The organism is uncultured Thiodictyon sp., from assembly GCF_903946935.1.
GTDB lineage: Bacteria > Pseudomonadota > Gammaproteobacteria > Chromatiales > Chromatiaceae > Thiodictyon.
On sequence record NZ_CAJAXH010000015.1, the window covers coordinates 55,225 to 67,822 of the forward strand.

Consider the following 12,598-nt stretch of genomic DNA (forward strand, 5'->3'; position numbering starts at 1 on the left):
CGGTCTAGGTTCTGACGGTAAAGGTGATGGGCAGATGATCTGAGAACTCTCTTGCCAGTCGCCCATTGCGTAACAGGCTTGCGCCGTTGACAGCGGTGATGGTGCTGACGTCGTGATCGCGATAGTCCTCCAGCAAGGCGGGCCGGTACAGGACTTGATCAAAGGTATTCCAATAGTAATTCGTCGGCCGACCCGAATCGTAATAATATGTCCCGGGCGGGCCGCGCGTCTCGTCGCCGAGAAAATTCCACATCGGATTGTAAAAATACCTGCGTTCTTTGCCGTAAACCTTACGCATTTCCCTTTTTGCGATCCGTTTGCACATCACTGCATGCAGCCCTTCGGAGCCGCAGACTCCCGTCTCAAAGGGGTTCATGTTGAGGTCGCCGACAAAGACTGTTCGGGTATGGCCGCGGCGCGCTTCGGCTTCCTGTAGCTGCATGGCGATGCGCGGCATCAGGTGTGACTGATCTGAATCGGACATATGCAACTTGCTGGGATAGTGCGCGGCCACGAGCAGGATTTCTTTCCCGAATGGCGGAGCCACGGCGTGGATCGAGCAGTAGGGCGTATCATCCGAAACCGGCATGATCGCCGCGGGCGGAAGGCGACTGAACAACGAAATTCGCTCGCACAAACTGAAGACACCGCAGAAGGTGCGATGACTATCGCGGTTGAGTGTTGGCAACAAGACTTCTGCCGGCATGCTACATTCCGAGAGCACCAGCAGGTCGACCTCATGTTCATCGCACAGTTGCCGCAGCGGTTCGGCCAGCGGTTTGCCGTTGATGTTACAAAACAGTACTCTTAACATGGCTCAATCTGTCCCAGTATAGTACTTCGCCAGGTCAGTTTCATTCATGCGCGTGAGGCTGTCGCGCGGGAAGGCGCTCATCAGCTCCCAGGCGAGGTTCAGGGTCGCGTCGATTGAGCGCTCCTCGGATTCGCCCTGGCCGACAAAGCGCTGGTCGAAGGCGTCGGCGAAGGCAAGGAAGCGGCGGTCGCGCTCGGAGAGTTCATCCGCGCCGATGATGGATGCCAGGTTGCGGGTTTCCTGGGCGCGCGCATAGAGGGCATAGATCTGCCCGGCGACCCGTGGATGATCCTCGCGGGTGTCGTCCTTGCCGATGCCGTCCTTCATCAGGCGCGAGAGGCTTGGTGAGCAATGCACCGGGGGATAGATGCCCTGGTTGTGCAGTTCGCGCGAGAGTACGATCTGGCCCTCGGTGATATAACCGGTGAGGTCCGGAATGGGGTGGGTGATGTCATCCGAGGGCATGGAAACCACCGGCATCATGGTGATTGAACCGTGGCGTTCATGGATGCGTCCGCAGCGCTCATAGATCTCGGCGAGATCCGAATAGAGATAGCCGGGATAGCCCTTGCGTGCAGGTACGTCGCCCTTGGCGGTGGCGACCTCACGCAGGGCCTCGGCATAATAGGTCATGTCGGTCATCACCACCAGTACGTGGCGGTCCAGGTCATAGGCCAGGTATTCGGCGGCGGTGAGTGCGGTGCGCGGCAGGGTCAGTCGCTCCACCGGTGGGTCGTCCGCCAGGTTGATGAACATGACGACATTGCGCAGCACGCCGGAGCTGGCGAACTCATCCCGGAAGAAGCGGGCGTCGGCATAGGACACCCCCATGGCGGCGAAGACGATGGAGAAGCTGGTGTCCTCGTCCTTGAGCTTGGCCTGGCGCACGATCTGGGCGGCGAGCCGGTTATGGGGCAGCCCGGAGCCGGAGAAGATCGGCAGCTTCTGGCCGCGCACCAGGCTGTTGAGCCCATCGATGGTCGAGATGCCGGTCTGGATGAATTCGCGCGGGTAGGTGCGGGCGGCTGGGTTGATGGCGGACCCGGCGACCGGCCGACGCAGATTGGCGAGGATCGGCGGGCGTCCGTCGCGTGGCTCGCCCAGGCCGTTGAACTCCCGTCCCAGCAGTTCGGGCGACAGGGCGATCTCTACCGGTTCGTCCAGGAAGCGCACCCAGGTGTGGTCGAGATCCAGGTCGTCGGTGCCCTCAAAGACCAAAATCAACACCTCGGCGTCGGCGCTGCGGATCACCTGCCCATTGCGCACGCCGCCGCTGTGGTCCTCGATCCGCACCCGGTCGCCGAAGGCGATCCCCGGGGCGTCCCTGACCACCAGCAGTCCGCCGCGGGCCTGGGTCGCCGTCCGGTATTCTTTGATGCTCATGGTCCGTTCACTCGTTGAGATGCGCTGCCAGGGGGCAGACTCCGCCCTGGAGTTGCAGGCGGTGTGGGGTTAGCGGCTGGGTTGGGCTAGCCTATGGTCCGGATGCGGCGGTTCGGTGCGACGCCAGATTCGTTTCCCAGACGCCTCCTGACGGTGTCGCGCATCCTCCGTCAATTGTCGTAGGTCTCCGCCGAAGGAGTCGACGATGTTCTCGCGAATGCGGTGCAATTCGGAAATGATCGTGTCCGCCGACGATTCATTCAATGTCTTCTTCATCGTCCAGCATCTCCTCAGGAGTACAAACGGTTGGCAGCGGGTAGCCCAAGTCTTGAAGTACATCGCGAACTCGCGGCAAGAGCCTGGCATTGGCAATGTGCGAGCAGTTCCAGGTCAGCAAGTAGTCAAGGCCATGAAACGCAGAAGCGCAAATGTGCAGGGCATCCAGTCGGGCGTTTGGCGGTAGCACCGCGCTGGAAAGCAATCGATTCGCGAGTTCGGGGATTTCTGCGGGAAGGTCCAAGAGTGGGATGCCTTGCAGGTTAGCCAACCGATCTGCGGCGAGTTCTTCGTTGCCTTGTGCGGCTTCATCGAGAACATACTGAGAGGTGATGAGTTGGTAGCTGCCGCGCTCACGGTCCCACCACCGGCATGTCAGTACCTGGCGCGCGACCGTAACGACCTGTGCGCTCGGGCGAGACCGCAGATAGCTGACGATAGATGTTTCGATATACACCGTTTTCATCGATCTGCTAGCTTAAGGACGGCATCGATTTGCTTGGCTGTAAGTACGGCAAAAGGCTCAAAGGTTTTCTTAAGAATTGGTTCGATATCAAGATCCAATTCATCGTCGTTAGGTTCGATAGCAAATTCATAAAGGCAAACATCTCCGCTACTTGACCAGCCCATTGATCTAGCGGTCTTGCCGTCGCCCCCCGTAATTGCCCGTAATTCCTCTTCTTTGCTGCGCCCCCCTCTTACCCATAACCATCCGCACACGACAAGCCTGTTGCTGACTGGGTACACTGAAAGTCCATACTTCGCACGGCTCGGTGCTGGCTCTTCTCTGAGTCTGCCGAGATATCCAGCGGCCCCCCAACCAGAACGCTTATTGACTCGCAGGAATTTGCATTTGCCAGTAAAGTTGTTCTCTATTTCGCTCATTCCTGCGTCTAAGAAGCGTTTGCAGTCTGTTGCGGACTGATTAATAATGGCGATAACCATTTCCGCGACTTGATTTAGCCGCTTGCCTTTGATTTCGGGAATAAGTTCTTTATAATTTGGTTCATCGACGCAAAGGGCGTCTAGCTCCTGTGGATACCTGGCATAGAACGTTAGGGAGGGTCCGAGTTTCATTTGTGGCCTCTTTCCCCCATCAATGCAGACGAATAAATCAGCGCATTGTAAGGATCTTCAGTGTCTTGGGTCAATGGGAGTTTCCAGCCGATGACATCGGATAGAACCCCTGTCAAGTAATACCGGAGAAGGTGGTATCCTGGGGCATCGACGTGATGTCTGCCAGATGACCAAATTATGGAAACCAGTTTCTGATAGTCCCAGATTTTCCAACCGGATCTGTCGGCGTAATCGTCAGAATTAAGGTCGTGAGTCAAGAGCAGTTTAAATACGCGGGCGTTTGGCTTCCCGGTTTTCCATTGAGTAATTCTTGAATCATATTTCTTGAGTTGGCCATCTCCTAGGCTGGCCTCGATTTTCGCTTCGATGACTAAGAGCCAAGGGATTTTCGAGACAGCAATCCTCCCCTCAACCCACACGTCAATCCTGCCGGAGGTTTCTGCGTCCGATACATAATGCTCAGAACAGCTATTTATTACACGGATGCCTTCTTGGTTGAAATCCGCATTGTCATCGTCAAGTCCATTTAACACGGCGGCTATGATGCTGCTCCCGAATCCGTGAGGTTGATTAGGGTCAAAAAGCCACGCCAAGAAATTGGTATGCGCGGTCTCCCATCGTCCAAGATCCATCGATCCAAAAAGGCTGACGTGTCCAAAGCAAGGGTTATCAGGGTCTTGTTCGCTGAGTTCTTCGATTCTCTCTTTCAGGGAGATCTTGCAGTGATTCCGCATTTTGCGAAATAACGCATCCAAGCCCCGATGATCAAATTCAAATGGTGGCGCCGAAATGCAGGCGTAAACCCGACGCAGGTCATCTAAGAATTTAGTCGCCCCATCGCTCGTCGGTGGATTCATCACAAGCTCATACGACCTTTCCAAATCGGCTAAGAATGTTGCCATGTTCGACACTGCCTCGCTTGTCTTTGAGTACGCCTGAGCCCGTCCTGAAGCTTACGCGCGTCGGTGAGCCAGATGATGCGAGTGATCGGAGTTGGGATAACCGTGGCTGCGTGGTAGACCAAGTGCAAGAGTTCGGCGGTGGGTACCATAGACATCGGGTGCCTCCGAGTTTTTCAGGGCGAGGGCCAGGAAACGCCCGGTGTGCCTGGATTTCTGGGCGTTGGGCGAAATATTATCAGGTTGCCGCAGAGACTGGGCAAGAATTCCGCGGCACGGTTTCCCGTAGCCTGGATTGAGCGCAGCGGAATCCAGGGTTCTGCGGTAGGCCATTGATCTTTCGGTTACCCGCGAGGCCGCACCCGGATTCCGCTGCGCTCCATCCGGGCTACGACGACCACGTAACCAATACCTTCACAGTCTCCGCAGTGCTGTCACGATGACGGGGCGGTATCGCCCTGCCTGGCATACTCGCCGCGAATCTCATCGAAGGCGCTGGCGACCTCCGTCCGAAATGCCTGGATCTGGTCCATCTGCTCGCTGCTATAGAGCGACTTGAGGCGGCGCATCTTGGCCAGGAGCGGCAGGTTCTGGAGTTCGGCGACTGGCACCCCCAATTCGATCAGGGCCGCGCCGTCGCGGTAGATGGTAATGACCAGATCGAGTAGGGCGAATTGCTTCTGCGGCGAGCAGAAGGTGTCGACCTCATCCAGCGCGCTCTGCTGCAATACGCCTTCCTTCACCAATGAGGCGCCCTCCAGTTCCCAGCGCTGGGCGTCGGACAGGGCCTCGGGGCCGACCAGGTTGACGATGCGTGAGAGTTCCGCGTCGCGGGCCAGCAGGGCGAGGGCGGCGGTGCGTCGCCGCTCCCAATTCGGATCGACCTGCTGGTGCCACCACTGGGCGGCGGTGTGAACATGGCTGGAGAAGCTGGTCACCCAGTCGATGCTCGGGTAGTGTCGGGCGTCCGCCAATTCCTTCGACAGCGCCCAGAAGGTTTCGATGATGTCCTTGGTGTGGCTGGTGACCGGCTCGGAGAAGTCCCCGCCCGGGGGGGAGACTGCACCGATCAGGGTGACCGACCCGGAGCCGGCGCCAAAGGTTTCGACCCGCCCGGCGCGCTCATAGACCGCCGCCAGTCGCGAGGCCAGATAGGCCGGATAACCCTCCTCGACCGGCATCTGTCCCAGCCGACCCGAAACCTCGCGCAGCGCCTCGGCCCAGCGGCTGGTGGAGTCGGCCAGCATCACCACGTCGTAGCCCATGTCGCGGTAATACTCGGCCATGGTCATGCCGACATAGATGGAGGCCTCGCGCGCCACCACCGGCATGTTGGAGGTATTGGCGACCAGCAGGGTGCGCTCCATCAACTTGCGCCCGGAGTAGGGGTCGGTGAGTTGCGGGAAGCTCTCCAGCACGTCGACCAGCTCATTGCCGCGTTCGCCGCAGCCGACATAGATGACGATATCGGCGTTGGACCAGCGAGCGATCTGCTGCTGCACCACGGTCTTGCCCGCGCCGAAGGGGCCGGGGACGGCGCCCTTGCCGCCCTTGAGCTGGGGGAAGAATGAGTCGATGACCCGCTGCCCGGTGATCAGCGGCGAGATGCCGTCGTCGCGTCGCAGATAGGGGCGGGGTTTGCGCACCGGCCAGCGCTGGAGCATGTTGAGCTTGACGCTCTGGCCCTTGGGCGTGTGTACGCGGGCGATCGGCGACTCGATGTCATAGTCGCCGGCTGGCGCGATGTCCACCAATTCACCCGCGATGCCAGGCGGTACCAGGATGCGGTGCTCCACCGAGAGGGTTTCCTGCACCGTGCCAAGTACCATGCCGGCCCCGATCTTGGCCCCGGGTTCCAAGCCTGCATTGGGCACGAAGGTCCAGCGGCGGGTGCGATCCAGCGCCGGCACTTGGATGCCGCGGCGGATATAGTCGCCGGACTGCAAGGCGATCTTCTCCAGCGGGCGCTGCACCCCATCGAAGATCCCGCCCATGAGTCCGGGGCCAAGCTCGACCGAGAGCGGGAATCCCAGGCCCACGCAGCCCTCGCCGGGGCGGACCCCGTCGGTGGATTCGTAGGTCTGGACCACCGCGCGTGTGCCGGCCAGCGAGATCACCTCACCGAACAGCCCCAGTTTGCCGATCTTGACCTGCTCGCCATTGCGGGCGCCGGGCAGTTCGATGGTGACGATGGGTCCGTTCACATCACGGATGACACCGATTCTGCTGGGTTCTGTCATGGTCCTATCCACCGAAGAGGCTGGCGGTGTCGAGTCCGCCGGGCAGCAGGCCTTCCAGAATCACCTGCTGGATGCGCGCGCGCAGCCGCGCCAGTCGGCCCTCGAAGGTTTGGTCGACCCGAATGCGTCCGTCCGCGCTCAACAGCAGACAGCCGCCCAGGGTGTCGATGCGGGCCTCGGCCAGTGTTGCGGTCTGTCCCTTGGGCAGGCGCTCCAGCACACTGTCCCAGCGGGCGAACAGGCGCTGGTGGTCGCGCGCGTTGGCGGTGACCTGCAGGGTGTCGCGCTCGATCTGACTGGCCGCCTCCGCGATGATGGCCAGTAGCCAGTGGATATAGACCGTCTCGTCCTGCATGAAGGCACGCATCCGCTCTTGCAGGCGGCCCTCCACGTCCTGCACCAGATTCCAGCGCAACAAGTCGAGTTGGCTTTGCATCTTCAATTCGTTCGCCTGTACCCGCTGGCGGAAGGTGCGCTCGGCCTGGGCGCGGGCGCTGGCCTCTTCGCGTGACTCGCGCAGGCGCAGCCGTTCCGCGGCCTCCCGCAGGATGTTGTCGCGCCCGCGGTTGGCGCGTTCGTGGAATTCGGCCGCCAGGCGCTGCGCCCGGGCGAGGATTGCCTGTTCCAGTTCCTCTACCTGATTCATGTCGGACCTCCGGGGTGGCCGGACGTGCCGGCCCCGAACAGGGCGGTCAGTCGATCCGCGACCTCGCTGGCCAGGACGGTCGGGGCGTTCAACGGCGGGACCGAGATCACCACGATCCGCCCGCCCTCGCGGCGCACCTGGCGCAGGTTCGGACAGTCAGCACGTATGATCCGGTCGTCCACGATCACGAAGGCCTTCTCCCGGTTGCGTGAGAGGTCGCGAAAGACCTGATCGGCGGCCTCGGGAGTCGGATCCGCGATAGTCTCGAAACCGATCAGCCGGAAGCCGTCCGCCAGGCTCGCCTCGCCCAAGAACAGCATCCGGGTCGTGTGGGGCGCTTCGTGTTCGGTGGTCATGACAGGGCGGGCGTCAGATCTTGTTGAGCAAGAGGATCGAGATGACCAGACCGTAGATGGCGATGCCCTCGGCCAGTCCGAGATAGATCAGGGTGCGGCCCATGTTCTCCGGCTTCTCGGTGATGGCGGCCAGCGATGCGGCGCCGATCGGGCCCACCGCGATGCCGGCACCGATGGTGGACAGGGCGGTGGGGATGCCCGCGCCGATGACCGCGAGCCCGCGTCCTACTGAGAACTCTGCAAGGCCGCCGGCGACCGCCACGGTTTCGGGGGCGGCTAGGGCGTCGTTGATGCCGAGCAGCAGCAGCCCGAGTTGGGCCGTGACGAAGACGACCAGTTGGGTCCCCAGCGCGGGCCGATACCAGGGGCGCCACCGCGTGCTCAAGTGCGGGCGCAGCTCCAGCAGGATGCCGACGAGGATCAGGCCGATGATGGCGAGGGTGAGGAGTGCGACGAACCAGTACATGGGGTGCTCCGGGTGTGTTAGTCGTTGGCCGCAAATTAATGTAAATAAAAAAAGGTTGTTTGTTGATTGTTGAAGCTGCCCGCCCACCCGGCAGGCGAGCCGAGCCGGCGGAACAAAATTAAATCCAATAAGAGCGTTTCGTCCGCAAATAAACGCATATTAACGCAAATAATCAAGCGCCTGAGTCAAGTCGCCAGGGCGCCCCCGGGGTGATGACTTGGCTGAGGTAAGTGATCTGATCTTATTTGCGTCTTTCGCGTTCATTTGCGGCTTAACTGCGCTTTTTGGATGATTGGATTCATGGTCGTAGAGCGGCCTTGACCCGTGCATGGGGGATATTCGGGCTTTGTGGGTCGACAGTGATCTCCCGCCGACCGGGCGCGACCACGAGGTCCATATCCTCCATCGGTACCGCGCCGAGGAGTACCTCATCCCCGAGGACCAAGGCCCCGACGTAGCAGAAGCGGCCCCCGAAGGCGACCTTGATCGGGCCGACATAAGGGACCTTGCGCCGACGCCCATCCGCGACCGAGACCTCCCGCTCTGACTCCGTTTCGAGCCCCAGTTGCAGTGCCAGGTGCTCGGGGATGCACAGCATGAGTGCGCCGGTGTCGGCCAGGGCCGTGGCCCGGATCGCGGTCATATCCGGCTGGCGCGGGTTGCTCAACTCGATGTCGGCGAATACGTGACCCATGATATTCCTCGTTCCGGTCGGCATGCAAAGTTCAGGGCGCCGCCGGTCCCCGCCGCAGCCGCAGGGGGGCAAACTCATGCCCCGCCCCGGAGAAGTAGCGCGAAAACCCTTCGTAATATTGGAGGCGGATCACCTGGATCATCACGATACCGCCCTCCAACACCAGCACAAACACATTCCCCAGGATTACGGTGATTACGTGACCGAAGTCACCCACCATCCCGGCCAGCGTGAATACCGCAATGGACAGTGCCACATGATTGAGACTGAAGGCCGCCACACGCAGGAATGAGAGCGTATTGGAGATATAGCCGATGACGGTCTCCAGGGTCTCGATCAAGACCACCAGGACCTTTTCGCCCAGGGGGGCCTCCAGGTGCCGCCAGGCAAACCACGCCAGTGCCGCCAGTGCCCCAACCACCAGCAGTAGCGGCGTGATGCCGAATGCTCCGCCGCGCGCCACGTTCAGTCCGCCCCACATCAGTGCCAGATAGAACAGCAGATTCACCATACCATGGGGTCCGAACACCGCCCCCCAGCGGTTGCCGATCGCGAGCCGATTGTAGATGGCGAGCAGACAGGCCATGGTGAGAAAGGCCACGCCATAGCCCAGGGCGAGTTCGAGCATCAGGATCGGGTCGTGAATGGGGCTCATCCACAGGGCCGGCAGGACCTGCTCATAGCCAAACACACTGCCATAGAGCAGGCCAAAGGCGACCGAGGAGAGCCCCGCCAGCAGCCCGAATCGCCACAACTGGCCCAGTCGGGTGCGAAAGGTCCAGGCGAGCGCCGCGATCGCGGCGCCCTGGCCGACATCGCCGAACATGGCCCCGAACATCGCCAGATAGGTGACGGCGAACCAGGGTGTGGGGTCCACCTCGCCGTATGCCGGGATACCGTATTGTTTGACCAGGAGGGCGAAGGGTGTGAGCAGCCAACTCTTGACCGCCACGGTCGGCACCAGTGCGCGCTCCGCCGGTAGCGGGTCGCGCGCCTTGAGCTCGAAGGGCAGGGTGAGCGAGTGCCTCAGGCGCTCGCCCAGTGCGTCGACGGCGCGCGCCGGCACCCAGCCGGCCAGGTGGGCCAGGTGGCCGGAACTGCGGATCGAGGGGTCCAGGGTGACCAGGGGTTCTGCCAGCCGCAGGGTGCGACGCGCCGTCAGCAGCGTCCCGCCCATGGGGTCGGACCACGCGCGCAGACGCCCGTGCAGCGCCTGCCGGTCGGACTGCACCTGGGCCTTGCGGGTCTCCAGGGTCTGACGCAGCTGCTCGGGCTCCTGGTCCAGTTCGGCCGGGATGGCCAAGGGCTGGAAGCCGGCGGCACCGAGCACCGCCGTCAGTTGGGTCTCCCGCTCCCCGGTGGGGCCGACGATGACCACATGGCACTGTTCCCCGCGTTCCATATAGACATGCAGCAGGTGACCGGCCAGACCCACCGCGCCCTCGAGTCGGCGTAGATTCTCGCGCGGGACGATGCCGACATAGAAATCGAGAAACCGGGTCTTGTTGCGCAGCATCTTCAGGTCGATGTCGAGATGCTCGAAGTTGACCAGGGCGGCCTGCTGCTCTCGGATCAGGCGGTCCTGGTCGTCCAGGCGTCTAAGCTCCTCCTCATAGCGCGAGGCCTCCTGCCAGATCGGACCCAGCCAGTCGTTGAGGTCGGAGAGTTCCTGGTGGGGCACGACCCGTACCTGCGCGAGCGCCGGGTATTCCTCCAGGGGGATCAGCTTGGCGATCTTCTCCAGGCGGGAATGGGCCTGCTGGTAGGTCTCGCGATAGTCGCGGGCCGGCAGGCCGACCAGCGCGGACGCCGCCGGGGGGCGGGTGTCGGGGTGAAAGTTCTCGGTCTGTGCCAAGGCCAGCGACGCCTGGGGCAGGTCCTGCGTGAGGACCAGCAGGCGCACATGCTTCATGAGGCGTGGCCGCAGCATTGGCTTGACTCCCAGGAAAACCAGGACTGGCTAATATACCCCGATTTTGGCGGTCGGTCGCCAGTCATCGCCGGTCGCGTCAGTGTACCCCCGGGCCGCCAAGGCGCAGCCGCAGAATCCGTTCGATCTCGGCATCCGTTAACGCCACTGGGTTGGTCTTCATGCTGGAACCGCGTGCGTTCGCCACGATCCGCGCAAAATCGGCCTCCGCGACCCCCAGGTCGGCGAGCAATGGCAGGTTCAGGCGCCGCGTCCATTCTCGCAATGTGTGCAGCAACAGCGCCTGGGCGGCCGGCTCCTTGGCGTGCGGATCGCCGCCGAGTAGGCGCCCGACGCGGGCGTAGCGCCCGAGCGCCGGATGATCCGGGGTCCGCGCCTGCATGGCCTCGATATTCACCTGGGTGGCCGCCGCCACCAGGGTGCCGCACACCACCCCGTGCGCGATGGGGAAGAATGCGCCCAGCGGTTGGGCCAGCCCATGGACCGAGCCGAGTCCGGTTTGGGCGAGACAGATGCCGGAGAGCAGGGCCGCTAGGGCCATCCGTTCGCGCCCGGCGGCGGCGCCCTCGCCACCGTCATACCAGGCCAACAGACCCTCTCGCACCGCCTGGAGCCCAGCCAATGCCAGTGCGTCGGCGATTGGATTGGCGCGGGACGAGCAATAGGCCTCCAACAACTGGGTGCAGGCGTCCATCCCGTTGGCCGCAATCAGGGCCGGCGGACAACTCGCCAGTAGCTCCGGATCGATGATGGCATATTCGGCCATCAAGGTGTCGTCGCGGAATGACTTCTTGAAGCCATCAGGACCATGACGGGTGAGCACCGCGTTCTTGGTTGCCTCCGAGCCGGTGCCGGCCGTGGTGGGCACGGCGATGAATGGCGTGGTGGGCCCGCGATACGGGAGCTCCGGGCCGACGCCTTCCAGATGATCCATCACCGTATTGCCTGGTCGCAGCAGACCGGCGATGGCCTTGGCCGCGTCCAGCACGCTACCGCCGCCGATGCCGATGACCAGGTCGCATGCATGCCCCTGCCGCTCACGCACGATGGTGTCGATTTCATCCGGTGAGGGCTCGCCCGCAATGCGCACCATGGCGTGCGCAAATTGTGCCTCATCCAATGCCCGGCGCAGCGTCTGCCACTGCGGGCTGGCGGTAAATGACTGGCCGCCGGTCACGATCAGCAAGCGCCGACCAAAACCGGCGGCGAGACCTGGTAGTCGGGCGATCGCACCGGTACCGAATTCGATACGCGGCAGGCGGGCGATGGAGAAGGGTGCAATCATGTCAACCTCGGGGAAACAGCCCGGTCATGGGTAGGCCCTGGCGCGGCTGCGCCATCATTTCTGCGACAGTATCGCGCCATTGGGCATAATGTGCCGTCTGTTTGTGCGCGGCGGCCGCCTCCACTGAGGCGTAGGCCTCATAGAGGATGAAATGGCCGGCATCAGCCGGGTCCTGGAGTACATCGAAGCGCCGGTTGCCCGGCTCCTGCACCGAGGCCTCATGGTTGGCGCGGCTGGCGGCGATGAAGGCCTCAATGTGATCGTGCTTCACATGGACCTGGACGAGTGTGACATGCATGGGTGATCCCGGAAAAATCGTGAGTTGTTGCTCGAGGACTGCGTAAAATCGAGAATGTCGGGCTTGCGCCCGTACCGGCCCGTCCCGGTTGAGGCTAGTACCGCAGGATGAAAGTGCTCGGACCATGTCAAGCTAGGCTGCCAACGGCTTGCCTTGGTAGGTCCAGCGGAATGGTTTGGCCATTGTCTTGTTGAAATAGTCGATGAAGTTTTTGATTTTCTGGCAAAGGTCGTC

At 62.0% G+C, this 12,598-nt stretch carries 13 protein-coding genes; all 13 read right to left on the reverse strand.

Annotation, left to right across the window (positions count from 1 at the left end; genetic code table 11):
* Nucleotides 1–4 precede the first annotated feature (4 nt).
* The gene (locus QZX93_RS01645; RefSeq protein ID WP_295390095.1) at nt 5–814 is read right to left on the reverse strand and encodes an endonuclease/exonuclease/phosphatase family protein; all 810 of its coding nucleotides are present in this window, start codon (nt 812–814) and stop codon (nt 5–7) included.
* 3 nt (nt 815–817) lie between these two features.
* Nucleotides 818–2,197 carry a V-type ATP synthase subunit B gene (locus tag QZX93_RS01650; protein WP_295390097.1) on the reverse strand — a complete coding sequence of 460 codons (1,380 nt, stop codon included), beginning with the start codon at nt 2,195–2,197 and terminating at the stop codon, nt 818–820.
* Nucleotides 2,198–2,453: 256 nt separating this feature from the next.
* Complete coding sequence (locus QZX93_RS01655) at nt 2,454–2,939, reverse strand: type II toxin-antitoxin system VapC family toxin (RefSeq protein ID WP_295390099.1); 486 nt, start codon at nt 2,937–2,939, stop codon at nt 2,454–2,456.
* Nucleotides 2,936–3,550, reverse strand: a complete 615-nt coding sequence (locus tag QZX93_RS01660) for a hypothetical protein (protein ID WP_295390101.1) — start codon at nt 3,548–3,550, stop codon at nt 2,936–2,938. Before QZX93_RS01660 ends, QZX93_RS01655 begins: the two co-directional genes overlap by 4 nt.
* Nucleotides 3,547–4,407 (reverse strand): PD-(D/E)XK nuclease family protein, encoded by an 861-nt coding sequence (locus QZX93_RS01665; protein ID WP_295390102.1) that lies wholly within the window; start codon nt 4,405–4,407, stop codon nt 3,547–3,549. The genes QZX93_RS01660 and QZX93_RS01665 overlap by 4 nt, the downstream gene beginning before the upstream one ends.
* Before the next feature lie 476 nt (nt 4,408–4,883).
* Nucleotides 4,884–6,689, reverse strand: coding sequence for a V-type ATP synthase subunit A (locus QZX93_RS01670; protein WP_295390104.1), 1,806 nt, complete (start codon nt 6,687–6,689; stop codon nt 4,884–4,886).
* A 4-nt stretch (nt 6,690–6,693) separates the two neighbouring features.
* Nucleotides 6,694–7,335, reverse strand: a complete 642-nt coding sequence (locus QZX93_RS01675; RefSeq protein ID WP_295390105.1) for a V-type ATP synthase subunit E family protein — start codon at nt 7,333–7,335, stop codon at nt 6,694–6,696.
* Nucleotides 7,332–7,691 (reverse strand): V-type ATP synthase subunit F, encoded by a 360-nt coding sequence (locus QZX93_RS01680; RefSeq protein WP_295390107.1) that lies wholly within the window; start codon nt 7,689–7,691, stop codon nt 7,332–7,334. Before QZX93_RS01680 ends, QZX93_RS01675 begins: the two co-directional genes overlap by 4 nt.
* Nucleotides 7,692–7,704: 13 nt before the next feature.
* Nucleotides 7,705–8,157 carry an ATP synthase subunit C gene (locus QZX93_RS01685; RefSeq protein WP_295390109.1) on the reverse strand — a complete coding sequence of 151 codons (453 nt, stop codon included), beginning with the start codon at nt 8,155–8,157 and terminating at the stop codon, nt 7,705–7,707.
* Between the two features lie 298 nt (nt 8,158–8,455).
* A complete protein-coding gene (locus tag QZX93_RS01690) occupies nt 8,456–8,851 on the reverse strand; it encodes a clan AA aspartic protease (protein ID WP_295390111.1) in 396 nt (131 codons plus the stop codon).
* A gap of 31 nt (nt 8,852–8,882) precedes the next feature.
* Nucleotides 8,883–10,781 (reverse strand): V-type ATPase 116kDa subunit family protein, encoded by a 1,899-nt coding sequence (locus tag QZX93_RS01695; protein WP_295390113.1) that lies wholly within the window; start codon nt 10,779–10,781, stop codon nt 8,883–8,885.
* Nucleotides 10,782–10,860: 79 nt separating this feature from the next.
* On the reverse strand, nt 10,861–12,066 hold the full coding sequence (locus QZX93_RS01700) for an iron-containing alcohol dehydrogenase (RefSeq protein WP_295390115.1): 1,206 nt from the start codon (nt 12,064–12,066) through the stop codon (nt 10,861–10,863).
* Between the two features lies 1 nt (nt 12,067).
* Nucleotides 12,068–12,364, reverse strand: a complete 297-nt coding sequence (locus QZX93_RS01705) for an antibiotic biosynthesis monooxygenase (RefSeq protein ID WP_295390116.1) — start codon at nt 12,362–12,364, stop codon at nt 12,068–12,070.
* Nucleotides 12,365–12,598: the final 234 nt, after the last annotated feature.

Excerpts from the sequence above, each read along its gene's own strand:
- QZX93_RS01695 (WP_295390113.1), bottom strand. The coding sequence starts at position 10,781 with ATGCTGCGGCCACGCCTCATGAAGCATGTGCGCCTGCTGGTCCTCACG.
- QZX93_RS01655 (WP_295390099.1), bottom strand. The coding sequence starts at position 2,939 with ATGAAAACGGTGTATATCGAAACATCTATCGTCAGCTATCTGCGGTCT.
- QZX93_RS01670 (WP_295390104.1), bottom strand. The coding sequence starts at position 6,689 with ATGACAGAACCCAGCAGAATCGGTGTCATCCGTGATGTGAACGGACCC.
- QZX93_RS01645 (WP_295390095.1), bottom strand. The coding sequence starts at position 814 with ATGTTAAGAGTACTGTTTTGTAACATCAACGGCAAACCGCTGGCCGAA.
- QZX93_RS01680 (WP_295390107.1), bottom strand. The coding sequence starts at position 7,691 with ATGACCACCGAACACGAAGCGCCCCACACGACCCGGATGCTGTTCTTG.
- QZX93_RS01685 (WP_295390109.1), bottom strand. The coding sequence starts at position 8,157 with ATGTACTGGTTCGTCGCACTCCTCACCCTCGCCATCATCGGCCTGATC.
- QZX93_RS01700 (WP_295390115.1), bottom strand. The coding sequence starts at position 12,066 with ATGATTGCACCCTTCTCCATCGCCCGCCTGCCGCGTATCGAATTCGGT.
- QZX93_RS01665 (WP_295390102.1), bottom strand. The coding sequence starts at position 4,407 with ATGAATCCACCGACGAGCGATGGGGCGACTAAATTCTTAGATGACCTG.
- QZX93_RS01690 (WP_295390111.1), bottom strand. The coding sequence starts at position 8,851 with ATGGGTCACGTATTCGCCGACATCGAGTTGAGCAACCCGCGCCAGCCG.
- QZX93_RS01705 (WP_295390116.1), bottom strand. The coding sequence starts at position 12,364 with ATGCATGTCACACTCGTCCAGGTCCATGTGAAGCACGATCACATTGAG.
- QZX93_RS01660 (WP_295390101.1), bottom strand. The coding sequence starts at position 3,550 with ATGAAACTCGGACCCTCCCTAACGTTCTATGCCAGGTATCCACAGGAG.
- QZX93_RS01650 (WP_295390097.1), bottom strand. The coding sequence starts at position 2,197 with ATGAGCATCAAAGAATACCGGACGGCGACCCAGGCCCGCGGCGGACTG.
- QZX93_RS01675 (WP_295390105.1), bottom strand. The coding sequence starts at position 7,335 with ATGAATCAGGTAGAGGAACTGGAACAGGCAATCCTCGCCCGGGCGCAG.